The organism is Streptomyces sp. NPDC036813 (genome assembly GCF_055609245.1).
Genome location: NZ_JBVJPV010000007.1, coordinates 36381 through 60148 on the forward strand (window position 1 = coordinate 36381; position 23768 = coordinate 60148).

At 73.9% G+C, this 23768-nt stretch carries 20 protein-coding genes and 1 riboswitch; of the genes, 7 read left to right on the forward strand and 13 right to left on the reverse strand.

The window, feature by feature from the left end:
• Positions 1–113 precede the first annotated feature (113 nt).
• The 3 genes from ACZ67Q_RS16295 to dnaK all read right to left on the reverse strand — a co-directional run bounded on the left by ACZ67Q_RS16295 (position 114) and on the right by dnaK (position 3653).
• A complete protein-coding gene (locus ACZ67Q_RS16295; protein WP_471182030.1) occupies positions 114–776 on the reverse strand; it encodes a DUF6445 family protein in 663 nt (220 codons plus the stop codon).
• Positions 777–891: 115 nt separating this feature from the next.
• Positions 892–1611, reverse strand: a complete 720-nt coding sequence (locus ACZ67Q_RS16300) for an Ig-like domain-containing protein (protein ID WP_471182033.1) — start codon at positions 1609–1611, stop codon at positions 892–894.
• A 176-nt stretch (positions 1612–1787) separates the two neighbouring features.
• Positions 1788–3653 carry a molecular chaperone DnaK gene (dnaK, locus tag ACZ67Q_RS16305; protein ID WP_471182036.1) on the reverse strand — a complete coding sequence of 622 codons (1866 nt, stop codon included), beginning with the start codon at positions 3651–3653 and terminating at the stop codon, positions 1788–1790.
• A 210-nt stretch (positions 3654–3863) separates the two neighbouring features.
• Here dnaK and ACZ67Q_RS16310 point away from each other — a divergent pair, with 210 nt between their 5' ends.
• Positions 3864–4574: a DUF4142 domain-containing protein gene (locus ACZ67Q_RS16310; RefSeq protein WP_471182690.1), complete on the forward strand. Its 711-nt coding sequence runs from the start codon at positions 3864–3866 to the stop codon at positions 4572–4574.
• A 71-nt stretch (positions 4575–4645) separates the two neighbouring features.
• On the opposite strand, the gene ACZ67Q_RS16315 is transcribed toward ACZ67Q_RS16310, so the two are convergent.
• Together ACZ67Q_RS16315 and ACZ67Q_RS16320 are read right to left on the reverse strand one after the other, a co-directional pair.
• Positions 4646–6289: a glycoside hydrolase family 13 protein gene (locus ACZ67Q_RS16315; RefSeq protein ID WP_471182038.1), complete on the reverse strand. Its 1644-nt coding sequence runs from the start codon at positions 6287–6289 to the stop codon at positions 4646–4648.
• 85 nt (positions 6290–6374) lie between these two features.
• Positions 6375–6734 carry an ArsR/SmtB family transcription factor gene (locus ACZ67Q_RS16320; RefSeq protein WP_471182041.1) on the reverse strand — a complete coding sequence of 120 codons (360 nt, stop codon included), beginning with the start codon at positions 6732–6734 and terminating at the stop codon, positions 6375–6377.
• Positions 6735–6859: 125 nt separating this feature from the next.
• Positions 6860–7044, forward strand: a riboswitch (cobalamin riboswitch).
• Between the two features lie 27 nt (positions 7045–7071).
• Between ACZ67Q_RS16320 and nicT the strand changes: the two genes are divergently transcribed.
• Complete coding sequence (nicT, locus tag ACZ67Q_RS16325) at positions 7072–8175, forward strand: Nickel transporter NicT (RefSeq protein WP_471182044.1); 1104 nt, start codon at positions 7072–7074, stop codon at positions 8173–8175.
• Here nicT and ACZ67Q_RS16330 read toward each other — a convergent pair.
• On the reverse strand, positions 8172–9137 hold the full coding sequence (locus ACZ67Q_RS16330; RefSeq protein ID WP_471182047.1) for a nucleoside hydrolase: 966 nt from the start codon (positions 9135–9137) through the stop codon (positions 8172–8174). The genes nicT and ACZ67Q_RS16330 overlap by 4 nt on opposite strands.
• 45 nt (positions 9138–9182) lie before the next feature.
• Entirely contained in the window at positions 9183–10385 is a 1203-nt protein-coding gene (gene thrS / locus ACZ67Q_RS16335) for a threonine--tRNA ligase (RefSeq protein ID WP_471182050.1), read from the reverse strand.
• Positions 10386–10652: 267 nt separating this feature from the next.
• On the opposite strand from thrS, the gene ACZ67Q_RS16340 reads away from it, so the two are divergent.
• Positions 10653–11435 carry a hypothetical protein gene (locus ACZ67Q_RS16340; protein ID WP_471182052.1) on the forward strand — a complete coding sequence of 261 codons (783 nt, stop codon included), beginning with the start codon at positions 10653–10655 and terminating at the stop codon, positions 11433–11435.
• A 200-nt stretch (positions 11436–11635) separates the two neighbouring features.
• Positions 11636–11833, forward strand: coding sequence for a hypothetical protein (locus ACZ67Q_RS16345; RefSeq protein WP_471182054.1), 198 nt, complete (start codon positions 11636–11638; stop codon positions 11831–11833).
• Between the two features lie 44 nt (positions 11834–11877).
• Here the strand turns inward: ACZ67Q_RS16345 and ACZ67Q_RS16350 are convergent, their stop codons facing one another.
• The 5 genes from ACZ67Q_RS16350 to ACZ67Q_RS16370 all read right to left on the reverse strand — a co-directional run bounded on the left by ACZ67Q_RS16350 (position 11878) and on the right by ACZ67Q_RS16370 (position 18945).
• On the reverse strand, positions 11878–13269 hold the full coding sequence (locus ACZ67Q_RS16350; RefSeq protein ID WP_471182057.1) for an extracellular solute-binding protein: 1392 nt from the start codon (positions 13267–13269) through the stop codon (positions 11878–11880).
• A 30-nt stretch (positions 13270–13299) separates the two neighbouring features.
• Positions 13300–15927, reverse strand: a complete 2628-nt coding sequence (locus tag ACZ67Q_RS16355; RefSeq protein ID WP_471182060.1) for a substrate-binding domain-containing protein — start codon at positions 15925–15927, stop codon at positions 13300–13302.
• A gap of 4 nt (positions 15928–15931) precedes the next feature.
• Positions 15932–16288, reverse strand: a complete 357-nt coding sequence (locus ACZ67Q_RS16360) for a hypothetical protein (RefSeq protein ID WP_471182063.1) — start codon at positions 16286–16288, stop codon at positions 15932–15934.
• Positions 16289–16377: 89 nt separating this feature from the next.
• The gene (locus ACZ67Q_RS16365; protein WP_471182065.1) at positions 16378–17457 is read right to left on the reverse strand and encodes a hypothetical protein; all 1080 of its coding nucleotides are present in this window, start codon (positions 17455–17457) and stop codon (positions 16378–16380) included.
• Positions 17458–17841: 384 nt separating this feature from the next.
• Positions 17842–18945, reverse strand: a complete 1104-nt coding sequence (locus ACZ67Q_RS16370) for a PP2C family protein-serine/threonine phosphatase (RefSeq protein ID WP_471182693.1) — start codon at positions 18943–18945, stop codon at positions 17842–17844.
• Positions 18946–19299: 354 nt separating this feature from the next.
• On the opposite strand from ACZ67Q_RS16370, the gene ACZ67Q_RS16375 reads away from it, so the two are divergent.
• On the forward strand, positions 19300–19788 hold the full coding sequence (locus ACZ67Q_RS16375) for a hypothetical protein (RefSeq protein WP_471182068.1): 489 nt from the start codon (positions 19300–19302) through the stop codon (positions 19786–19788).
• Positions 19789–20088: 300 nt separating this feature from the next.
• Complete coding sequence (locus tag ACZ67Q_RS16380) at positions 20089–20985, forward strand: hypothetical protein (protein WP_471182071.1); 897 nt, start codon at positions 20089–20091, stop codon at positions 20983–20985.
• 541 nt (positions 20986–21526) lie between these two features.
• Here ACZ67Q_RS16380 and ACZ67Q_RS16385 read toward each other — a convergent pair.
• Entirely contained in the window at positions 21527–22855 is a 1329-nt protein-coding gene (locus ACZ67Q_RS16385; protein WP_471182073.1) for an aminotransferase-like domain-containing protein, read from the reverse strand.
• 74 nt (positions 22856–22929) lie between these two features.
• On the opposite strand from ACZ67Q_RS16385, the gene ACZ67Q_RS16390 reads away from it, so the two are divergent.
• The gene (locus ACZ67Q_RS16390) at positions 22930–23721 is read left to right on the forward strand and encodes an alpha/beta fold hydrolase (protein ID WP_471182076.1); all 792 of its coding nucleotides are present in this window, start codon (positions 22930–22932) and stop codon (positions 23719–23721) included.
• The last annotated feature ends 47 nt before the right edge of the window (positions 23722–23768 follow it).

Here is a 23768-nt window from a genome sequence, read left to right on the forward strand (position 1 = left end):
TCACACGTCCGCACACCGCCCGGTCGGAGGACGCACGGCCCCTAGGTATCACCCGCAGCGGTACTGCCACCCGTACAGCCGTCCGAGGGGTGAGGCGGCGACCGATGTGGACGTCAGGCCATCCAGAAGAACACCGCCGTCATGCGCTTCTCCTCCAGCGCGATGCCGTGGTAACCGGTCGCGCTGTGCACGAGGTTGGCGTGATAGAGCAGCAGCCGGTTGTACCGGTGCGGAACGGTCACGTCCTCCTCGAAGGCGTCCGGCGCGACGAACCGTGTCCCGAGGGCCTGGACGAGATTGGTGTGCGGCGCCTGCACGACGTTCCCGCCGAGCCGCCCGCCGGGCAGGGACTGCCGGTAGAAGGCGGTACCGCACCCCTTGGGCACCGTCGGATTGAGGTACAGCACGGCTGCGTACCGGCACAGCGCCCGCGAGTCGGTGTGCGGCCGGGGCTCGCTCTCGCCCTCCCCGACGACCTGCACACAGTTGTGGTTGAGGGTGCCGCCGCCCGGCGCCTGCTGCACCCACAGCTCCTTCGCCCCGGTCGCCTTGCGCACGAGTTTCTCGACGACCGCCAGCTCATCGGGTTCCAGACCGGGCATGGCGCGCAGCCCGGGCCAGCTCTCGGAGGTGTACGGATACCCCTTGACCCAGTCGTCCCTGCCCAGCACGCGCTCACGCACCGCGTCGGGATCGGGCAGGACGTCGTCGAAGACCCAGTAGTCGCGGCCCTTGGTGGGCTTGCGATACGGCAGGACGGGGAGCGGCACGGACATGCGGCCGAATGTAGGGGCGGCCCGGCTATGGACTCTCCCGGGGAAGAGTCAACACTCCCGGACGAAAGGTCAACGTTTCCCCAACAAGCGGGCCCCGCTGCGCCGTTACGGCCCCTTACGTCACGGTGATCCGGATCTGCTCGCTCGTCGCGCTGACCCCGTTGAAGGTGGCGGTCGCCTGGAGCCGCCCGGCGCCGGCCGGCAGATCGGTCCCGGGGACGCACCACCAGGTGCCGTCGGCGGCGGCGGTCGTGGAGCACACCTCGTTCTCGTCCTGGTCCAGGACGCTGACCTGGGCGCCCGGATAGGCGGTCCCGGCGGTCCGCGGACGCGAGCCGAGCGGGACACCGGCCAGCGGCTGCGTCAGCGTCGGCTCGGGCAGCCCCACCGTGACGGTGCACGCCCCCTCGTCCCGGCGGCCGCCGCCGGCGTCGGTGACGACCATCGCGCACGCGCTGAGCCGGGTCCCCGGCACGGCGTCCGCGGGAACGGAGAGCACGAACGGGAACGTCCGGCCCGCCCACGGACCGGCCGCCGTGGTGCCGGTGAACGTGTAACTGCCGGTGCCGCCGTCGGAGGCGACGGCCCCCCGGTACCCGCCGTCGGCCAGCGGTGTACCGGTCACCGCGGCCGGCTCCGACACGGTCAGCGTCAGCCGGGACCCGGCGCCCAGAGCGGGACCGCCGTACCCGGTGACCTCCAGCAGCCCCTGCCGGCCGGGAACGATGGTCACCGAGCCCCACAGCTCGCGTTCCCGAGCCCCGGCGGGCGACTGGACGAGGACGGTCAGAACGAGAGCTGCACAGCAGCCCAGCGAAGCGAGGGGGCGTCTCATGGTGGCGCGATCTCCCTGAACGAACGGGTGTCGACCCCCCACGCCGATTCTCAGTGCCCTGCACGTCACGTGCCGCGCCGGTGCGCCCATGCGAGTGACAGCAACGGCAGCCGACCTTCAGGGGCGCGGGGAACTGCGCGAGCGACCCGCCACCCAGCCGCAGACGACCGGACCCCTCAGCCCGCCTGCCGCTTGTCGTCATCCACGATCTCCGCATCCACTACGTCATCATCGGCGCCACCGCCGGAGGCACCCGCACCCGCACCCTCACCCTCACCCTCACCTCGGCCGCCGGAGGCCCTTTCGTACATCGCCGTACCGATCTTCTGCGCCGCCTGAGCCGCCTTGTCCACCGCGGAGCGAATCGCCCCCGTGTCCTCCCCCTTCAGCGCCTCCTTCAGCTCGGCCAGCGCCTCCTCCGTCTCCCTCCTGACGTCCGCCGGGATGTTCTCCGGGTTGTCCCGGATCAGCTTCTCCGTCCGGTAGAGGAGCTGCTCCCCCTGGTTGCGGGTCTCCGCCGCCTCCCGTCGGCCCCGGTCCTCCTCGGCGTGCTGTTCGGCCTCCCGCACCATGCGGTCGATGTCGTCCCTCGGCAGCGCGGAGCCCCCGGTGACGGTCATCTTCTGCTCCTTGCCGGTGCCGAGGTCCTTCGCGGAGACGTGCATGATCCCGTTGGCGTCGATGTCGAACGCCACCTCGATCTGCGGCACCCCGCGCGGCGCGGGCGGCAGACCGGTCAGCTCGAACATGCCGAGCTTCTTGTTGTACGCCGCGATCTCCCGCTCCCCCTGGTACACCTGGATCGTCACCGACGGCTGGTTGTCCTCCGCCGTCGTGAAGATCTCCGAACGCCGCGTGGGGATCGTCGTGTTGCGCTCGATGAGCCGGGTCATGATGCCGCCCTTGGTCTCGATGCCGAGCGACAGCGGGGTGACGTCCAGCAGAAGGACGTCCTTGACCTCGCCCTTGAGCACACCCGCCTGCAACGACGCGCCGACCGCCACCACCTCGTCGGGGTTGACGCCCTTGTGCGGCTCCTTGCCCGTCAGCTCCTTCACCAGCTCCGTCACGGCCGGCATCCGCGTCGACCCGCCGACCAGCACCACGTGGTCGATGTCCTTGACGGAGATCCCCGCGTCCCGCACCGCGTTCTGGAAGGGCCCCTTGCAGCGCTGCAGCAGATCCGCCGTCAGCTGCTCGAACTGCGCCCGCGTGAGTTTCTCCTCCAGATGCAGCGGACCCTGGGCGGAGGCGGTGACGTAGGGCAGGTTGATGCTCGTCTCCGTCGACGAGGACAGCTCGATCTTCGCCTTCTCCGCCGCCTCCCGCAGCCGCTGCACGGCCATCTTGTCCTTCGACAGATCGACGCCGTAGTTGTTCTTGAACCCGGTGACGAGGTGGTCGACGATCCGCTGGTCCCAGTCGTCGCCGCCGAGGTGCGTGTCGCCGTTGGTCGCCTTGACCTCGATCACACCGTCGCCCATCTCCAGCAGCGACACGTCGAACGTGCCGCCGCCGAGGTCGAAGACGAGCACCGTCTGGTCGTTGCCCTTGTCCAGCCCGTACGCCAGCGCGGCCGCCGTCGGCTCGTTGACGATCCGCAGGACGTTCAGGCCGGCGATCTCCCCGGCCTCCTTCGTGGCCTGCCGCTGGGCGTCGTCGAAGTACGCCGGTACGGTGATCACGGCGTCCGTGACGTCCTCCCCGAGGTACGCCTCCGCGTCCCGCTTGAGTTTCTGCAGCACACGCGCGGAGACCTCCTGCGCGGTGTACCGCTTGCCGTCGACGTCGCCGCTCTCCGGGAACCGCCAGGAGTGGTCGCCCGCATGCCGTTTCACGGACCGGGCCGTGCGCTCCACGTTCGTCACGGCCTGCCGTTTGGCGACCTCCCCGACGAGCACCTCGCCGTTCTTGGCGAAGGCGACGACGGACGGGGTGGTGCGGGCGCCCTCCGTGTTGGTGATGACGGTGGGCTCGCCGCCCTCCAGGACCGCGACCACCGAGTTCGTGGTGCCGAGATCGATTCCGACCGAACGCGCCATCGGGCTCTCCCTTCTCGGGTGCCGTAGCTGCCGGGGCTGCGGACGTGACCTCACATACCTGCATAAAACCCCAGCCGACCGCCGTCAAGGAAGATTTTTTACGGCGCCGCCCGAACACAACCGCCCTTGCCCCCGTACTCCTGTGCGTCCGACCGGACGACGACAGGAGGCATGGTGCGACTCTCGCGGACCGCGACGGGAACCCTTTTCGTGGGCGGAGCCCTCGGCCTGACCCTCGTCGCACTCGCCTATCCCGCCATGCTGGGCCTGCAGACGGTGTCCAGCGACACCTCACGTGTGATCGCCAACACCCAGTGGGGACCGCTCACGGAGGGCGACCGCGACTTCGTGGTGAAGGTGCGCGCGGCCGGCCTGTGGGAGTACCCCGTGGGGCAGATGGCCCTGAAGAAGAGCACCGACAAGGCGGTCCTCACGGCGGGCCGGCACCTCATCGACGGGCACGCGGCCCTGGACATCACCTGCCGCAGGGTCGCTCCGATGCTGAACATCACGCTGCCCAACCTGCCCAGCCCCCAGCAGCAGGGATTCGTCGCCACCCTCAACGCGGACAGCGGCAGGCAGTTCGACTCGGACTTCGCGAACATCCTGCGCATCACGCACGGCTCGATCTTCAACACGATCGCCAAGATCCGCTCCACGACGAAGAACACCCTGGTGCGCGCGCTGGCCGACCAGGCCAACGACACCGTGCTCGACCACATGACGGTCATGGAGAAGACCGGCCTGGTCAACTTCGACCAGGCCCTCTTCCAGCAGACCGCCCCGCCGAAGCTGCCCTCGAACGACGTCACCCCGCCGCCCCCGGCCGGGGGACAGCCGCAGGTGGTCCTCACCCCGCCGCCGAACCCGACGTCCGTCCCGGTCCCCCTGCCCGGCGACCCGTCCCCGACGGTGCGCTAGCCCACCGCCCCCGACGGTGCGCTAGCCCACCGCCCCCGACGGTGCGCTAGCCCACCGCCCCCGACGGCGCCCTAGCCCAGCCAGACCGTGGTGTCCGGGCCGAGCCGGCCGTCCTCCAGCGGGGCGCTGGCGAGCAGCACCTCACCGGCCGGCAGCGGTACCGCCCGCTCCGACAGGTTGGCGACGCACCGCCAGCCCTGAGAGCGGGCGAAGGCGAGCACACCGGCCGGGACGTCCTCGGCCCACCGCAGCTCCTCGCCCTCCACCAGCTTGCGGCGCAGTTTCAGCGCGGCCCGGTACAGCTCCAGTGTCGAGCCCTCCACGCCGTCCTGCGCCTGCACGGCGTACGACGCGAAGGACGACGGCTGCGGCAGCCAGGCGCCGCCCGCCCCGAAACCGTACGACGGGCCGCCGGCCGTCCACGGCAGGGGCACCCGGCAGCCGTCGCGGCCCTTGCGGACATGGCCCGTCTGCTCCCAGATCGGGTCCTGGAGCACCTCGGCCGGCAGCTCGGCGACCTCGGGCAGCCCCAGCTCCTCGCCCTGGTAGAGATACGCCGAGCCGGGCAGCGCCAGCATCAGCAGCGTCGCCGCGCGGGCCCGGCGCAGCCCGGCCGCCGGGTCGATCCGGGGCGCCTTGCCGCCGGACAGCAGCCAGGCGTTGTCGTCGGTGCCGGGCGGCAGCATCAGCCGGGAGGCGTGCCGGATGACGTCGTGGTTGGACAGCACCCAGGTGGCCGAGGCGCCGACGGCCCGCGCGCCGGCCAGCGACGCGGTGATGACCTCGCGCAGCGCGTCCGCGTGCCAGGGGGCCTGCAGATACTCGAAGTTGAACGCCTGGCCCAGCTCGTCCGGCCGGGCGTACAGCGCGCGGCGCTCCCCCGGCACCCACGCCTCGGCGATGGCCGCGCGGGGCGGGGAGTAGGCGTCGAGCAGGCGGCGCCAGTCCCGGTAGATCTCGTGCACCTCGTCACGGTCGTAGAAGGGATGGCTGCCCGGGGGCAGCACCGTGAGGGCCGCCTCGTCGCTCAGTTCGGGCGCGCCGAGGTCGCGCAGCGGCTCGGACAGGTCCTTGGCCAGGGCGTGCGCGACGTCCACCCGGAAACCGTCCACGCCGCGGTCGGCCCAGAAGCGCAGGGTGCGGCGCAGGTCGGCGCGGACCTCGTCGTCGGCCCAGTTCAGGTCGGGCTGCTCACGGGCGAACAGATGCAGGTACCACTGCCCGTCCGGCACTCGCTCCCAGGCGCTGCCGCCGAACACCGACTGCCAGTCCGAGGGCGGCAGCTCCCCGTGGACGCCACGGCCGTCGCGGAAGACGTACCGCTCCCGGGCGCGCGAACCGGGCCCGGCGCGCAGCGCCTCCTGGAACCAGGCGCCCTGATGCGAGGTGTGGTTGGGGACGATGTCGACGACGACCTTCAGGCCGAGCCGGTGCGCCTCGGCGACGAGGGCGTCGAAGTCGTCCAGGCTGCCCAGCCTCGGGTCGACGGCGCGGTGGTCGGCGACGTCGTAGCCGCCGTCGGCGAGTTCGGAGGGGTAGAACGGGCTCAGCCACAGCGCGTCGGCGCCGAGTGCGGCCAGATGGGTCAGGCGGTCGGTGATGCCGCGCAGGTCGCCGAGCCCGTCGCCGTCGGCGTCGGCGAAGCTGCGGGGATAGACCTGGTAGACGACGGCCTGCCGCCACCAGTCGGGGTCGCGGGAGGAGAGATCGGGCACGCGGTCTCCGTTCGCCGGTTCGGGCACGACAGGGAGATGACTGTCCACTTCGCCGCGCGAGGGAACGTGTCCGCGCCCGCTCGGGTCAGGCGCCGTCGGCGGTGCAGCGCGCGAGCAGCGTCCGTACGTCCGGGTCGACCACCCGGTAGCGGACCACCCGGCCCTGCTTCTCGCCCGCCACCGTGCCGGCCGCCCGCAGCAGCCGCAGTGCCTGCGACACGGCCGGGTCGTTCATGCCGGTCGCGATCGCCAGGTCGGACACCGCGAGCGGGCCGGTGCGGTGCAGGGCGAGCAGGAGAGCGAGCCGGTTGGGGTCGGCGAGCAGCGAGAAGCGGTCGGCCCAGCCGCGCACGTGGGCGGCGTCTCCGATGGCGGCGATGGCGTCACAGACACGGTGACCGTCGATGGTCCGGCGGTCGGCGCGGTCGGGAGGCACGAGGTGCATGCCCGCATTCTCCCGCCCCCGCCCGGGCCACCGGCCGCGGGCCCGCGGAACCCGGGCGGCTTATTCCCTCTGTGATCTTGGATACCTGCTCAGCTGTGCAGCTATGCAGAAGACGCTCCGCCCCCCTACCGTGGGCGGGCCGTGGTGTTCGGGAAGCCGGTGGGAAACCGGAGCGGCCCTCGCCACTGTGATCGGGGAAGTTCTCGTCCCGTCCGGCGCACGCCGGGCCACTGGTCGTACGGCCGGGAAGGCAGGGACGGCGGACGCACGACCCGTCAGCCAGGAGACCGGCCACGGCACTCACGAAGTGATCCACGAGGTGCTGGAGCGTGACCGGATGACCTTGCCCGACCCTGCCCCGACGACGACGACCGCGGCCGCCTTCAAGTGGCGCCGCGAGGACACCGTCAAGACCGCCGGCCTGCTGGCCGCCATCGCCGCCCTGCACGTCGCCGCCTTCGGGATCCTCTTCCTCCTCGTCGTGCCGGGCCACTACGAGGTCGGCTCCAAGGCGTTCGGCATCGGCCTCGGTGTCACCGCCTACACCCTCGGCGTTCGGCATGCGTTCGACGCCGACCACATCGCCGCCATCGACAACACCACCCGCAAGCTGATGGCCGACGGCAAGCGCCCGGTGTCCGTGGGCTTCTGGTTCGCGCTCGGCCACTCCAGCGTCGTCGTCCTGCTGGCGCTGCTGATCGCGGGCGGCACCTCGCTGGCCGGGAAGGTCATGAACGAGGGGTCGACCACCCACCAGGTGCTCGGCGTCCTCGGCACGTCCGTCGCCGGCACCTTCCTGTACCTCATCGCCGCCCTCAACCTGGTCGCCCTGTTCGGCATCCTGAAGGTGTTCCGGTCGATGCGGGCGGGCGCGTACGACGAGTCCGAGCTGGAGCGGCACCTGGACTCGCGCGGCTTCATGAACCGCTTCCTGGGCCGTCTCACCCGCTCGATCTCCCGGCCGGGCCAGATGTACCCGCTCGGCTTCCTCTTCGGCCTCGGCTTCGAGACCGCCACCGAGGTCACCCTGATGGTGATGGCCGGCTCGGGCGCCGCGGCCGGGCTGCCCTGGTACGCGATCCTGTGCCTGCCGCTGCTGTTCACGGCCGGCATGTGCCTCTTCGACACCCTGGACGGCACGTTCATGAACTTCGCCTACCAGTGGGCGTTCTCCAACCCCGTCCGCAAGGTGTTCTACAACCTGGCCATCACCGGCCTGTCCATCGCCGTCGCCTTCGTGATCGGCACCATCGAGCTGGTCGGCGTGCTGCACGACAAGTTCGGCCTCGACGACGGCGTCACCGGCTGGATCGCCGGCATCGACCTGGACAACGTCGGCTACCTCATCGTCGGCCTGTTCGTCCTGGTGTGGGCGGCGGCCCTGACGTACTGGAGGCTGGCCAGGGTCGAGGAACGCTGGACGGCCTCCGCCGCCGACTAGCGCTCGACCGTGTCCAGGTACAGCTTCACGTAGCGGTCGACGTCGACCTCCAACGCCACGTCCACCAGGGGCTGTTCGCGGGCGCCCTCGTGGATCTCGGACTCGCCGGGGCGCGGGCGCCGGTCGACGACGGTCTGCCCGCGGCCCGGGCCCGGCGCCAGTGACACCTCCACCGGCAGCAGCCGCGTCGTCAGGCCCGCGGGATCGGCGACCGCGCACACCGCGCCCGCGTCACCGAGGCCGCCCGCCTCCTCCGCCTCGGGCTCGCCGCCCTGCGTGGTCGGCCGGTGGGCGAGCAGCTCACCGGCCAGCCGGGTCCCGGGCTCACCGCTCGCACGCATCCGGTGCACATCGGCGCCCGGCACGACCACCCGCATGAACACGTCCAGGCCGTACATGGTGATCGGCACCCCCGCGGTCAGCAGGATCGCCGCGGCCTCCGGGTCGTGCCAGACGTTGAACTCCGCGACCGGCGTGGCGTTGCCGGAGGCGACCGCGCCGCCCATGAAGACGATCCGTTCGATGTTGCGGGTCACCTCCGGATGGGTGCGCAGCAGCAGCGCGACGTTCGTCAGCGGCGCCGTCGGGATCAGGGTCACCGGCCGCTCGCTGGCGAGGATCTCGCGGCGCAGCAGCGTCACCGCGTCGACGTCGGCGGGCCGGCGCTTCGGCGCGGGCAGCCCCAGGTCGCCCATGCCGTCGTGGCCGTGCACGTGCCGCGCCGACCGCGCCGGCTCGATCAGCGGACGCTCGGCACCCCGCCCCACCGGAATCTCCGGCGCCCCCGCCTGCTCCAGCACGGTCAGCGTGTTGCGCACGACGCCGTCCACGTCCGTGTTCCCGGCGACACACGTCACCGCGCGCAGATCCAGACCGGGATGACGTACGGCGAACAGCAGGGCGAGGGCGTCGTCGACACCCGTGTCGCAGTCAATGATCACGGGGATGGGTTGACCGGCCACCACGAGCTCCTTCCGTCGTCCCCCGACGATAAGCGCCCGGGCCGCTCAGCCCCACAGATCCGCTCCGCGCGCCGCCACCACCCCCGCCACCCGCCGCACCAGCTCCGCCACCGGCACCTGCCCCGCCCGCCGCCCGTCCCGCAGCCGCAGCGCGACCTCCCCGGCCGCGTCCTCCCGGGCACCGATGACCGCCTGGTACGGCACCAGCCGCGCCGCCCGGATCCGCGCCCCCAGGCTGCCCTCCGCGGCGACCTCGGCCCGCAACCCGGCGGCCTGCGCCCGCCCCGCCACCTCCCGGGCCCGCTCCTCCTGCTCCGGCGACACCGGCAGCACGACCAGCTGCACCGGCGCCAGCCAGGCGGGAAAAGCACCGCCGTGTTGTTCGAGGAGGTGCGCGACCACCCGCTCCACGCTGCCGATGACACTGCGGTGCACCATCACGGGCCGGTGCCTGGCACCGTCCGCGCCGACGTACGACAGCCCGAACCGCTCCGGCTGATGGAGGTCGATCTGCACGGTCGACAGGGTCGACTCCCGCCCCGCCGCATCAGCGACCTGCACATCGATCTTCGGCCCGTAGAACGCGGCCTCCCCCTCGGCCTCCTCGTGCTCGACCCCCGCCAGCACCTCCCGGAGCATGCCGGTCGCACGCCGCCACAGCTCCGGGTCGGCGACGTACTTGCCGCCCTCCCCCGGCAGCGACAGCCGATAGCGGGCGCCCCGGATGCCGAGATCGGCATGGGCGCGGGCGATCAGCTCCAGGGCGGCCCGGGCCTCGCCGACGGCCTGGTCCGGGGTGCAGAAGATGTGTGCGTCGTTCAGCTGGATGGCCCGCACCCGGGTGAGACCCCCGAGCACCCCGGACAGCTCGGACCGGAACATGCCGCCCACCTCGGCAACGCGATACGGCAGTTCCCGATAGCTCCGGGAGCGTGACCGGTAGACGATCGCATGATGCGGACACAGACTGGGCCGCAGCACGACCTCCTCCGCCCCCAGCCGCATCGGCGGGAACATGTCGTCGCTGTACAGGTCCCAGTGCCCGGAGATCTCGTACAGCTCCCGTTTGCCGAGCACGGGCGAGTACACATGCCGGTAGCCGGCGGCACGCTCCACGTCCCGGACGTACTCCTCGAGGGTGTGCCGCACGACGGCCCCGTCGGGCAGCCAGTACGGCAGGCCCGCCCCGATCAGCGGGTCGGTGCCGAACAGGTCGAGCTCACGGCCGAGACGGCGGTGATCATGCATGGTGGGCTCCTCCTCCAGCGGGACGAGCCCCCGCACGCCGAAAGCCCCGGGGCACCCGCCCCGGGGCTTTCGCGACATCGCTCAGCGCGCCGGGACACTCTCCGGCGTCGTCGTGGACAGGACCTGTACGCGCTGCATACGACGACGGTACCGACGCCCGTCTCCTCGGCGCGAGCGCTTTTGTCGCCCGGACGGTCCTGTGCGCTGGTCGCCCGGCGATCACGGTGCTGACCTGGACCTACGCACCCGCCCCGCCCAGGAGCCCCGATGCCCCGACCCCCGGCCCCCGCCGCCCTCGCCCTGACGCTCGCCGCCGGCACCCTCCTGACCGCCACCGCCTGCTCGGGCCGCTACCTCGACATGGAAGAGGCCCCCACCAGCACGCCCACCACGTCCTCCGCTTCCCGCACGGCACCGGCCTCCCCCACCACCACGCCCGCGCTGACCGCCGCCCAGGCCCAGTCGGTACTGGTCACCGAGTCCGACCTCGGCCCGGCCTGGACGCCCACGCGGGGCGCGGCGACCTGGCGGGACGGCATGCTGAAGACGACGGGCGCACCCGGCGACTGCGCCCGCTTCCTCGACGCCCTGTACGCGGACGAACTCCTCGGCTCCCCGGCCCGCGCGGTCATCGGCCTCGACAACACCGACACCGGCGCCCAGCTGCGCTACCAGGTCTCGGCCCAGCCGCCGGCCGACGTCGACCGGACGCTGGCCTGGCTCGCGACGGTGCCGCAGACGTGCGCGCACTTCACAGCGACGACGGGGCGTGGCGTGGCCCAGGACGTCCAGATCTCCGCCACCTCCCTGCCCCCGGTCGGGGACGCGAGACAGGGCCTGCACGTCACGGTGACGGCCCCGCCGGCCGAGGGCACGGAGGACCCGACGGTCCTCACCCTCGACGTGGCGGTGGTCCGCCAGGGCCCGGACGCCTTCACCCTGACCAACGGCGGCCTCTCCGACGTCCCCTCCGACGCGACGCAGGTAGCGGTCCAACTGGGAGCACTACGCCTGGCGGAAGTCCGCAAGCAGGGGCGGGCGCAGGTGTAGGCAAACCGCGCGACCAGCCACAACGCACCCGCAGACGAACCGCCCCCTCACCCCCGCCATCTCACCCACGCCCGCCACCCCCCGCCTCGCCCGAACTGCCCCGGTCACCCTTGCCGTCGGCTTCCGGCGCCCCCTAGGTTGAACAGCGACTCGAGCCCACCGACAAGCCGCTGTCATCGCCCGCCCGCTGCGAGGTTGCCGTGCACGTCCGCCCCTCCGCACGCCACGACCAGCCCTACGCCCGCCCGCGCCCGGCCGGCGCGACACCCGTCACCCGGGGCGTGGTCGCGGCCGTACTCGCCGTCGCGGCCCTGATCACGGCGGCCAACGCCGGTCCGGCGAAGGCGTCGCCCCACCCCAGCACCGTGGTGCAGCCCCACTGGCCGGGCCACCCCTAGGCAGTCGTGGCCCACGGCACGTGGGCCTGGCGCAACGCCCGGCCTCAGTGCGGCAGCTCCCGCTTCAGCGCCCGGTTCAGCGACTCCGCCAGTTCCTGGTCGCTCGGCGCCTGCGCGCCCCCGCCCCGCGGCCCCACGTCGTACAGCGGACCCAGGGTGGTGATCAGCGTGCGCGACACCGCGCCGTACAGGGGTGTGCGCGGGCGCTGCACGGCCTCGCGCAGGGACGGCAGCAGGATCTGCCGGCGGTAGCTGAGACCGCCGAGCCGGTCCGGTGGCGTCCGGCCGGGGCTCTCGCCGGTCGGGGACGCCGACGGCGTCTCCGCGTACACCGGCGCGTGCGTGCACGTGGCGCCGTCCTCGTAGGCGGACGTCCGTGTCGCCGCGAACCCGGCCCGCAGCAGACACCGTTCGCTGTCGGGATCGGTGAGGAAGCGGATCAGGTCGTACGCGCGCGTCGCCCGCTCGCCCGCCGTCGTCGAGGTGACCGCGAGGTCCTGCCCGCCGAGCACCGCCTTGCCGGGCAGCCGGGTCACCCCCAGATTGTCCTTGAACGTCCCGTACAGCGTCGGATACACGTACGGCCAGTGCCGCAGGAACGTCGTGCGGCCCCGCGCGAAGTCGTCGAGCGAGCGCGCCTCGTCGGACTCGTAGGCGTCCCGCAGCGTGTACGCCGTCCCGGTGCGCCGGCGCAGTTCGCCGATCCCGGCCGCGAGCTGCTCCTCGTCGCCCCGGTAGCGCCCCGTGGAGTCGGTGAGCCGGACGTCGTCGCCCCACGCGGAGGCGAACGCCTCGACGGCGTTGACGGTCCGCCCCTCGTAACCGTCGAGCTGGGTGGTCCACCCGGCCTCGTATCCCGTCGGCCGCTTGCGGTTGAGCGCCTCGATCAGCGCCCGCAGTTCGTCCCAGCTCACGCTGGTGCCCAGATCGCTGCGCCCGCTGACGGCCGCCACCTGATCGCGCCGGTAGTACAGCAGCCCGACATCGCTGTTGAACGGCACCGCGTACCGCTCGCCGTCCCACTGGGACGTGTCGTCCACGGACGGCACGAGATCGGATCTGCGCTCCACGGCACTGTCCGGCAGCGGCTGGATCAGCCGGGCAGCGGCGAACTCCGGCACCCAGGTCACGTCCAGGTTGACCACGTCGTAGGACGCGCTGCCCGACTGCAGCGCGCCGAGCAGCTGGCTGCGCTGCGCGTCGGCCGAACCGGGCAGTTCCACCAGCCGGGCCCGGTAGCCGCCCTCCGGCTGCGTGCGGTTCCAGGCGTCGATCAGCTGCTGACGGATGCCGCCCTTGCCGGTGACGTCCCGTCCGCTGGCGACCACGATCCAGTGGGACGACGAGGCCCCGGGCGGCGTGTCGTCGTCCGCGCCGCCCGTGCAGGACGCCACGGCGAGCAGCGCCAGGACGGCGGCGATCCGTCGCAGTCTCATGCCTCCCCCGACCTCATTCCTCTCCCGCCCTCATTCCTCCCCCGTCCCGGTCCGCGCGACCTCGTCGTGCAGCGCCGCCCCCAGGTCGTCGCCGGGGTCCAGGCAGCGCCCCGAACTCGCCGCGGCGACACGCGCGTCGGGCCGGCCGCCGTCACATCCGCCGTTGGCCAGCGACACCATGACGACCGGTACGCGCGCCGTACGCGCCCGCTGGAGGACCTCGTCGAGCTGGTGGCCGCTCAGCCGGTTGTCGTCCTCGTCGTCGGTGAGGTAGACGATCAGCTGCGGCCGCTGGTCGTCGGTGCCGCGCCCGTGCAGGAACTCCAGGGCGTCCAGCAGCGCCGCGTGCGGGTCCGCCTCGGCGTCGCGCACCCGGGCCCTGCCGCCGGGATCGAGGGCGCGGACGCCGTCGGCGCGCCGATGCGTGCCGAACGGCAGCAGCTCGCTGTGGGTGGGGCCCGAGGTGCCGGCCACCGCCCACACCCCGTACTCGTCCCGGTCGCCGAGCCCGCCCAGGGACTGCTTCAGCAGGCCCGGCCCCCCACTGGGCCCCTCCCACAGCCCCGCCATGGAGCCGGAGCTGTCGAGCAGGAACAGCACCTGGCCGGGGCCGCCCGCGCTGCGGTAGCGCTCCAGCGCCGCGTTCATCGCGGTCGGCTCGGCCGCCTCGCGCGGGGCGCCCGGGTCGGTCAGCACGCCGGGCGCGGCCTTGCCCCGGCCGAGCAGCCGGTGCGGGGCGTCGGCGGAACGGAAGCCGTAGTCGCCGAGGACCTTGCGGCCGCCGTCACCGCCGAGCCAGTCGCGGAACCGCTGTACGGCGTCGTCCCGGGCCTTCGCGTCCCGGTCGCCGTCCTCCCAGCGCACCCGTACGAACGCCGGCTGCAGGGCGGGCACGTCGTCGGGGTACTGAGCGACGCGCTCGGCGCGCACCATCTCCGAGGCGCAGCCGAGGCCGCTCTTGAGCAGGAACTCGGGCGCGAGCACGGCGGTGCGCCGGTCCTGGGCCGGGTCGTAGGGCAGGGAGCACAGCAGCTCGCCGGCCGTAGCCGCGGGCGACCCGCTCTGCCGCACGCTCCGTTCGACGGCCCGGGTGTCGGCCCCGCCGGCGTACAGACCCAGCGTGGCGAGGAGCGCGGTGTCGGTGAACTCCGGGTCGGGGCGCAGGACTTGGGCCCGTCCGCCGCGCGCCTCGAATTGGGCGACCAGCTCGGCCAGCCCCCCGCCGGAACCCGCTCCCGCGCCGGACCCGGTACCGGCGGCTGCGGACCGGACACCGTCCCCGCCCGGCACCGCGAGCACCACCGGTGAGTAGGCCAACGGCTCGCCCAGCTGCTCCACATGGGCGAAGACCCGTTCCCCTTGTCCGGCGGTCACCCGGGTGACGTCTGCGGGGGACGCCGGGATCCACACGTCCGGCTGCGGGCCGACGTCCCGTTGCGGATCGTCGTCGTCGCGCGGCTGCTGCCAGGCGTCGGTGCGGTCGCGCAGCGCGGCGACCGCGTCGGCGGCGCCCGCGCTGTCGACGGTGATGCCGGTGCGGCGGCAGCCGTCGCCGGTGTCCGACGCGAGGTAGGCGTCCGCGGCCGCGGTCAGCGCCGGCTCCAGGTCGGGGTCGGTCAGCACCCGCAGCTCCAGCGGCGGGGCGCACGGCGCGTCGTCGCCGAACAGTTCGGCGACGGCGTAGCCCCCGGCGGCCGTGGCGGCGAGGGCGAGCACCAAAATCAGCCAGAGGCGGAGCCGGCGCCGCAGCCGGGCCGCCGTCTCGCCCCAGAGGGACGCGACCGCCCGTAACGCCGCGCGCCGTCTGCGCCGGGGCGCCTGCCCGGGCCGGGATGCCGGTTCGGTACGGGGCCGGGGCACGGGCTCGGGCCCGTGCCCCGGCCGGCGGGCGACCGCACGCAGCAGGACGTCCTGCCCCGGCTCCCAGGCCGCCTGCGGATCCTGGTGGTCGCCGGCCCCGGTGGGGACCCGCGCCTTGGCCATCCGCTCCTTCAGCCCGGCGTACAGCTCGGTCAGCCACAGCTCACCCCCGCCGGCGGCGCCGTCGGTTCCGCTCTTCTCGAGGGCGCGGACCAGGTGCCGGGTGAAGGGGGTGGCCCGGTTGCCGCCGCCGGGATGGATCAGCCGGTTGGCCTGCACGCTCATCAGCAGCAGGATCTTCTGCCGTTCGCGCGGCTCGAAGCGGTGCCAGACACCGGCGGCGTTCCCGGCGTAACAGCAGTCGAGGATCACCACGATCCGCTCGGCGCTGCTGGCCGCCAGCACGGCGAGCACCTCGGTCAGCGGCACGGCGCCGGGGAACACGTCGTGCCGGCCCCGCGCCACGCGCGCGTTGCGCATCTGCAGGAAGAGTTCGTCGCCCGCGGCGGTGACGATGCCGTGCCCGGCGAAGTAGAGCAGCAGCAGCCCCCGCGCGTCCCGCGCCACCCGGTGCAGGGCGGCGGCGAACTCGTCGTGGGCGGGCGAGACGCACGGCACGACCTCCCCCTCGCGGAAGAGCCCGCCGCGGTAGAGGGCCTCGGTGAGGGTGGTGCGGTTGTAGCGGACGGCGGGCAGCTGTCCGGGCACGCCGTCCGGGGCGTCGGCCCTGGTGTGGTCGTACTCGGACACGCCGACGACGAGCGCCCGGTTCGCCTTCCCCCGTGGGTCGAAGCTCACCGGTTCAGTCCTCGTCGGAGTCCAGTGGCTCGACCCGTGTCCTCGGCGGTTCGCCGTCCTCGACGCGCCGGCGGTTGGCCTGCCAGGCCCTGACCGCGCGGCTGGTGTACTCGGCCAGCGTGGCGACGGTGGTGACGTCCCCGGCGATGTGGAGCGCGATCTCCCACGCGGAGCCCATGTGCTCCCCGGCCGCGTCCGTGCCGGGCCGCACCTCGATCTGCAGCGTTCCCCCGCGCACCAGGTCCTGGAGCGGCTGTTCCTGTTCCAGCCACGCCTGGAGCGCGCTCACGTCGGTTCTGCTCGCGCTCGCGTCCAAACTGACCCGCACGCCCACCCCGGCCACTGCGTCCCCCTCAGCCATGTACCTCATCATGACACCGGCTCAGGTGGTGAAGGGAGACCTCGGACGGACCTCGCGCACCCCGGGTGCGCGCCCCCGCGCCGGGCCGCTCACACCCGGGTCGGCGACTCCGGCCGGCCGTCCAACTGCCGCAGCTGGTCCAGCACATGATCCAGGGCGCCCTCCCGCCGCCCCGGCACGCGGCCCCGCACCTCGGCGAGCGCCGCGCCCAGGTCCCGCGCCCGGCCGGCGTCACGGATCGACGCCCACTGGTGGTGCGCCCGGTCCACCGCGGCCTCCACCGCGGGCGCGTCGGGCGCCTGCCCGGCGGCGAGCCGCACCGAGGCGACCTCGAGCCAGGTGCGGCAGCTGCGCACCGGGTCCCCGGCGAACATCGCGAGGTCGGCGCGGACCTCGGTCCAGTGCAGCGCCTCGTCGGAGCCGGGTCCGTGGGCCCGCCGGGCGGCCTGTTCCCACTGCGCGGCGAGCGCGTCGGCGTCGGCGTGCCGTCCTTCGCGCACGGCGGTGCTGAGCGCCACGTGCGGGTCGCTGGGGGCCGGTCCGGGCGCGCTCAGCACCAGGTCGTGCAGCGGGCCGTCCGCGGCGATCCGGGCCAGCGCCTGCTCGTGCAGCTGCGGCAACGGCGGCCGTCGCCCGCTGCGCAGGATCGTCGCGACGGCCTTCATGTACGCCGGTGCCGCCACGCTGCGCCGGCCGGGCGGCGGTGCGATGCGACCGTAAACGGCGGTGCCGCGGCCGGAGTCGAGCACCGAGGTGCGCAGCCACTGCCAGCACTCGGCGTCGGCGTGCAGGTCGACCACCAGGGTGGTGCTGCCGCCGGCCCGCAGCCGCAGTTCCTCGCGGAACCAGTGCCAGGGGAAGGCGGTGTAGCGCACGCTGGCGGCGGTGGTGCGGGCCAGCGCCAGATGGGGCAGGCGCTGACGCCGGTCCAGCTGGAGCTGCCCGGTGACGAACACGGTCAGCGGCCCGGGCGCGGCCGCGGCGGCCCGCAGCCGGGTCAGCACGGCCTGTGGCTGAAGCGGGTCGGCAAGTTCGACGACGTTCGCGGTGTCCGTCCCGGCGAGCACGGCGGGCGGCACGGCGGCCAGGACGGGGAGCACGGAGGCCGCGTCCACCAGACATCCCCGCCCCACCGGCGAGGCCGCGAGCAGCAGCACGGTTCCGGCCATGGGCCACTCCCCCCTGACGACTGTCGTGGATCACGTACGGCAGCACCGTAACCGCTGCGGCTGCAAAGGGGGACCGGGGGACGGAACGACGACCGGGACGGTACGGGCGGAGGCGACCGGGGAGGCGATCGGGAAGGTGCCCGGGGAGAGGTGTGGGGAGGGTGTGCGGAGGGGTGTGGCGGCGGGGCTCCGGCCAGGTGCGCCGTTGGTCGGTACCGGAGCGGTACGGGGCCGTACCGGGGCGGAGGGCCTGGTTCGGTACGACGTCCGGAGCGTCGGGGGCCGGTGCGCGGTCCGGGTGCCGGGGCCGGTGCGCCGTCCGGGTGCCGGGGCCGGTGCGCCGTCCGGGTGCCGGATGCCGGGTGCCGGATGCCGGATGCCGGGTCAGCGTCGGCGGTGCACGGCGAAGACCGTCGTGTCGTCGGCGAGGTGGCCCCCGCAGTGGTGCAGGGTCGCGTCGCGGACATGGGTGACCAGGCGGTCCGGCTCGGCCGTGCGGGGGTCGGCCCCGACGGCGCGGGCGAGGTCCTCGGCCAGCGGGTAGAAGCAGCCGGTGTCGTCCCGGGCCTCGGTCACCCCGTCGGTGACCAGCAACAGCGTCTCGTCGGGGGCCAGCGGCACACGGCGCGCACGGGGCGGGGCGCCGGTGAGGTCGCCGAGGCCGAGCGGAAGGCCGTCGCCCTCCGGCAGGGGCCGTACGCCCGCGGGGCCCACCGCGAGCGGCGGCTCGTGGCCGAAGAGGACCACGTCGACGGCGTCGGGCACGCCGGGCGGGAAGTGCAGCAGGACGGCCGTGGCGAAGCGGTCGGCGTCGGTGCGGCCGAGGGCGGCCGTGTGGCCGCGGTGGCGCGCCATACGGGTCTCCAGGCGCACGGCGACCGTCAGCAGGTCCGGCTCGTGGTACGCCGCCTCCCGGAACGTGCCCAGCAGCGCGGCCGCCGCCTCCACCGCGCCGAGCCCCTTGCCCTGGACGTCGCCGAGCAGCACCCGGGTGCCGTGCGGGCCGGGCTGGATGTCGTAGAAGTCGCCGCCCATCCGGGCGTCGGTGTCCGCGGCGAGGTAGACGGCGGCGTGGTCGAGGCCGCCCCAGTGCGGGGGCAGCGGGCGCAGCACGGTACGGCGGGTGGTGTCGGCGATCTGCATCATGTGCAGCATCCGCCGCTCGTCGCGCACCCGGACCGCGCAGGCCAGCGTGGCGAGCACACCGCCGACGGTGACGAGGACGAAGTCGGCCAGACCGGCCTGGTACCGGTTCGGCCAGGCGCCGTCCACGACGACGTAGGTGACGACCGCGAGCACCGCGAAGGCGGCCGTGCCCCGCACCCCGCAGATCGCCGCGGCGATGCCGGGCACCAGCACGATCCAGGAGACGATGCGGAACTCTCCGGGTGTGTTGATGTCGACGATGGCGATCGCGGCGAGCAGCAGCAACGGCGGCACCCAGGCCACGCTGTGGCCGCGAATCTGCAGCAGCTGGTGGCGGTGCACGACGTCCCGGCGGCGGGCGGCACGGAGGGAGGGGGCGTGACGGCGACGGGCGGGTCCGTCCGGGGCCCGGAGGTTCGGGGGCTGAAGGTTCGGGACGTGATGGTCCGGGGCCTGGACGTCCGGGGCCCGAGGGTCCGGGGCGTGACGACGCGGCCCGTGACCGTCCGGGCCGGGGCTGTGCTGGCCGGCGTCGTCCGGGTTCTCGCTGTCCGTGCCGCCGCTCACGCACCCCAGCGAAACACGGGCCCGCGCGGCTCGCATCAGCGTCCGCGAGAGGGGCACACGTCGACTTGCCGGTGGTCCCCGCCAGGTGTGCCCTGGAAGGCGGGGGCGAGGAGAGAGAGGAGCGCTCTCATGGCTCATGCGGCACCCGCACCCGGGAGCGGTCGTACCCGCGGCTCGATCGGCACCCGCCTCGGCGCGCTAGGCGCCCGCCGGGCGCCCAACGGACTGCCCGACGTCCTCAGCGAACGGACGCACACCCTGGCGAGGTACGGCGTCCCCGTCGTCCTCGGGCTCGTCTACGGCTACTGGGCCGCGGCCAACCGTCGCGGCGGCGGACCCATCACGGGCTGGAACCTGCTGTTCGGCTTCGTCACCGCGATCGTGTTCATCGTGGCGTGCATCGGCGTCGCCCTCTTCGCCCCGCGGCTCACGCGCGAACTGCACTCGGGCGTGAAATCGGCCTTCGCCGGCATCTCCATCGGCTTCCTGTACAGCCAGACCGGCGACACCATCCTGCGCTCCGTGGCACTGGGGCTGATCACCGGGGCGGCCATCTACCTGGTGTTCTTCTACCGCTACTACACGCGGGAGGACGCGGAGGGCAACCGCATCCGGTGAGGGCGCCGCGACCGGCGCACACGTGGGCCCCGGTGTGGTGCACCGGGGCCCACGTTTCCCTCATCCCTCCACTCACCGGACCGCCGGAACCCGGTTCCGGGCGCCCGGAGAGGACTCGGACGAACCGCACGCGGCGCTTCCTGCTCCCCCGTACCGGAAACGTCCGCCAGCACCAGGAAACACCCGTTCGGGTGAACCCTCCACCGGAGGGCGGAAAGCCCAGGTCCAGCCGCTGCCTCAGGTCACCCGTACGGCGCACGCCCGCTGGCGGCGTCCGCGCCGGGGGCGTTGCCTTGAAGCGTGTCGTCACGACGCCTGCGGACCGCTTCGTCGGCCGTTCTCATCGTCCTGTCCTGCCTGCTGGTGCCGCTCGGCGCACTGGCGGCGTGGGCGGCGTACGGCCTGACCGACACCGGGCGGTACGTCGCCACGATGGCGCCGCTGGCCGGTGACCCCGCCGTCCAGGGGCAGATCGCCGACACCGTCGGTGAGGGCATCCTGCGGCAGGTCGGCACCGGGACGGCGCAGGGCGCGATGGGGCCGTTCGTGCACGACGCGGTGCGGTCGTTCACGCAGACCGAGGCGTTCCGCGCCGCGTGGGACACCGCGAACCGGTCCGCCCACGACGCCGTGCTGCGGGCGTTGCGGGAGGACGACGACCGGCCGGTGACCGTCGACCTCGCGCCGGTCACCGCGCAGGTCAAGCGGCAGCTCGCCGAGGACCATGTGCCGCTGGCCGCGCGGATCCCCGTGCGGCACACGCAGGTCGCCCTGGTGCCGGCGGAGGATCTGTCGCGACTGCGGAAGGGATACGACGTGCTGGAGGTCGCCGGGTTCTGGCTGCCCGTCGCGGCCGTCACCCTGGCGGCCGCCGGGATCGGGCTTGCCGCGTGCCGGCGGCGGGCGCTGACCGCGACGGCCCTGGGCACGGCGGTGGGCGGGGCGCTGCTCGGGGTCGCGGTCGCGGTGGTGCGGCGGGTGACGTTGCGGGGGTTGCCGACGGAGGTCTCCGCGCAGGCGGCGGGGGCGGTGTACGACGCGCTGACCGAGACTCTGCGTACGGCGTCGTGGATGCTGCTGACGTTGGGGCTGACGGTGGCGGGACTGACCTGGCTACTGGCTCGCGCCGGGCGCCGGCGGGGGACTCCGGCACCGGAGCCGACACCGGAACCCGCGCCTGCGGCGCCGCCGGCGTGAGGTTTGGCCGGTCCTTGTACGGGTTCGCCTGCGGCGGCCTGTGCGAGTGCGTTCGCCTGCGGCGACCTGTCCCGGTGCGTTCGCCTGCGGCGACCTGTCCCGGTGCGTTCGCCTGCGGCGACCTGTGCCGGTGCGTCCTGGTTGCTCGCGCCGTTCCCCGCGCCCCTTTCTTGCCTGCGGCGGCCCGTTGCGGTCACATCGTGGCGTGCGTCGCCTGCGGCAGCCTGTGCCGGTGCCTCCCGGTTGCTCGCGCCGTTCCCCGCGCCCCTTTCTTGCCTGCGGCGGCCCGTTGCGGTCGCGTCGTGGCGTGCGTCGCCTGCGGCCGGTGAGTGGGTCAGGGCCGGGGCGGGGGGTGTCCGTCCTCGGTCCGGCCGCCCGTCCCCGACGAGTGCGCCGTTGCCCGGTGCCGGCCGCTGCGGGCGGACACCCCCACCCCAGCCCCTCACCGCCGTCGGCGGGTGCGGGCCGTCACGGGTTCAGGTGTGGGCAGTCGTGCCTCCCCACGCCCGGCCGGGGACGTGGGCCCTTGCTTCGGGCGCCGTCAGACCCCGGCGGCGCCGTGCGCAAGGTCGGCGAGGATTCTCAGGGCCCTGCGCAGGTCCGGGGTGGGAGTCGAGGCCAGGCCCAGGCGGACCGTGTTCGGGGTCGTGCGGGACGCCACCGCGAAGGCCGTGCCCGGCGTGACGGCGATGCCGTGCGCCGCGGCCGCCGCCGTGAAGGTGTCAGCGCGCCACGGCGCCGGCAGCTCCCACCAGGCGTAACACGCCCGCGGATCCGACCGCACCGAGAAGCCGGCCAGTTCCCGCCGCACCAGCAGCTGCCGCCGCGCCGCCTCCGCCCGCTTGGCCGCGACGAGGCGGGCCACCGTCCCGTCGCCCACCCACCGCACCGCCGCCTGAAGCGCGAAGCGCCCCGCGCTCCAGCCGCCCGCGCGCACCGCGTCGGCCACGGCCGCGACCCGTCCGGGCGGGACGACGAGGAAACCGGCGGTCAGTCCGGGGGCGACCCGCTTGGACAGCCCGTCGACGACGTGCACCAGGTCGGGCGCGTGCGCGGCCAGCGGCAGGGCGGGGCGCAGGAAGGACCAGATGCGGTCCTCCACGACCGGCAGGCGCAGTTCGGTGATCACCGCGGCCACCTGCTCGCGGCGTTCGGGGCTCATGCTGACGGATGTCGGGTTGTGCAGCGTCGGCTGGAGGTAGAGCGCGGCCAGGGGAGCGGAGCGGTGCGCGGCGGCGATCGCCTCCGGGCGCACGCCGTGCGCGTCGGCGGACAAGGGGACCAGCGTGCGGCCCAGGCCGACTGCGATGTCCCTGACCAGCGGGTACGTCAGTTCCTCCACGCCCGCGCGGCCGCCCGGCGGGACCAGGGAGACCAGCGCGGCTGCGATGGCCTGGCGGGCGTTGCCGGTGAAGAGGACCCGCCCGGGGTCGGGCCGCCAGCCGGGCACCGCGAGCAGGTCGGCGACGGCCGCGCGGGCCTCGGCTGTGCCGTCGGTGGCGGCCGGGCGCAGCGCCTCGGCGAGCGCGCCGGGGTGCAGGAGCGGGGCGAGCGCGGGGGCGAGGAGGTCGGCCTGGCCGTCGGCGACCGGGTAGTTGAGTTCCAGGTTGACCGGCGCGACGGTGGCCTCTTCGGCGAGCGCGCGTCCCCCGGGCGGCGCCGGGGCGGCCCGGACGAACGTGCCCCGGCCCACCTCGCCCACCACGAGCCCGCGCCGGACGAGTTCGCCGTACACCCGTTCCGCGGTGGACGCGGCGATCCGGTGGCGGCGGGCGAACGCCCGTTGCGGCGGGAGCCGCTGGCCCGGGCTCAGCCGGCCCGAGGCGATGTCGGCGGCCATGCGGTCGGCGATCCGCCGGAAGTCCTGCATGCCGCCTCCGCTCATTGCACCGAGGGCAATGATTTTATTGCCCCGAGAAGCCGGCCGCTCCTAGGGTCGCTGCCATGCCTCCCTTCCTCGCCTGCGACGACCACGGCCCGCACTCCTCGCGGCCGCCCCTGGTCCTCGTCCACGGTCATCCCTTCGACCGCACGATGTGGGCCCCGCAGGCCGCCGCCTTCGCGTCCACCCGCCGCGTGATCGTCCCCGACCTGCGCGGTTACGGCGCCTCGCCGGTCGTACCGGGCAGCACGCCGCTGTCCGTCTTCGCGCGGGACATCGAGGCGCTGCTGGACGAGCTGGGCGTGGACGGTTTCGTCCTGGCAGGGCTGTCCATGGGCGGGCAGATCGCCATGGAGTGCTACGACCGCTTCGGCGACCGGGTGCGCGGCCTGGTCCTCGCCGACACCTTCCCGGCGGCGGAGAGCGAGGAGGGCAAGGCGGTGCGCAACGCCATGGCCGACCGTCTGCTGCGCGAAGGCATGCGCGGATACGCCGACGAGGTGCTGGAGAAGATGGTCGCCCCGTACGCGGAGGAGGCCGTGAAGGCGCACGTGCACCGCATGATGACGTCCGCACCGCCCGAGGGCGCCGCCGCCGCCCTGCGCGGCCGTGCCGAACGCCCCGACTACCGCGCCCTGCTGACCCGGGTGGCCGTGCCGGCGCTGGTGGTGGTCGGCGCCGACGACACGTACACACCGGTCGGCGACGCCGAGGCGATGCACGCCGCCCTCCCCGACTCCACCCTCACGGTGATCGAGCGCGCGGCCCACCTGCCCAACCTGGAGCGCCCGCAGGAGTTCAACGCGGCCCTGGGCGCGTTCCTGACCCGGGTGGACGCCGCGGCCGCCGTCTGAGGGCGCAAAACCACCGGCGGGACGGCCGGCCCGCCCCCTAGGGTCGT

Coding starts and splice junctions, on each gene's coding strand:
- ACZ67Q_RS16295 (WP_471182030.1), bottom strand. CDS start 776: ATGTCCGTGCCGCTCCCCGTCCTGCCGTATCGCAAGCCCACCAAGGGC.
- ACZ67Q_RS16300 (WP_471182033.1), bottom strand. CDS start 1,611: ATGAGACGCCCCCTCGCTTCGCTGGGCTGCTGTGCAGCTCTCGTTCTG.
- dnaK (WP_471182036.1), bottom strand. CDS start 3,653: ATGGCGCGTTCGGTCGGAATCGATCTCGGCACCACGAACTCGGTGGTC.
- ACZ67Q_RS16320 (WP_471182041.1), bottom strand. CDS start 6,734: ATGCACCTCGTGCCTCCCGACCGCGCCGACCGCCGGACCATCGACGGT.
- nicT (WP_471182044.1), top strand. CDS start 7,072: ATGACCTTGCCCGACCCTGCCCCGACGACGACGACCGCGGCCGCCTTC.
- thrS (WP_471182050.1), bottom strand. CDS start 10,385: ATGCATGATCACCGCCGTCTCGGCCGTGAGCTCGACCTGTTCGGCACC.
- ACZ67Q_RS16340 (WP_471182052.1), top strand. CDS start 10,653: ATGCCCCGACCCCCGGCCCCCGCCGCCCTCGCCCTGACGCTCGCCGCC.
- ACZ67Q_RS16350 (WP_471182057.1), bottom strand. CDS start 13,269: ATGAGACTGCGACGGATCGCCGCCGTCCTGGCGCTGCTCGCCGTGGCG.
- ACZ67Q_RS16360 (WP_471182063.1), bottom strand. CDS start 16,288: ATGGCTGAGGGGGACGCAGTGGCCGGGGTGGGCGTGCGGGTCAGTTTG.
- ACZ67Q_RS16365 (WP_471182065.1), bottom strand. CDS start 17,457: ATGGCCGGAACCGTGCTGCTGCTCGCGGCCTCGCCGGTGGGGCGGGGA.
- ACZ67Q_RS16375 (WP_471182068.1), top strand. CDS start 19,300: ATGGCTCATGCGGCACCCGCACCCGGGAGCGGTCGTACCCGCGGCTCG.
- ACZ67Q_RS16385 (WP_471182073.1), bottom strand. CDS start 22,855: ATGCAGGACTTCCGGCGGATCGCCGACCGCATGGCCGCCGACATCGCC.
- ACZ67Q_RS16390 (WP_471182076.1), top strand. CDS start 22,930: ATGCCTCCCTTCCTCGCCTGCGACGACCACGGCCCGCACTCCTCGCGG.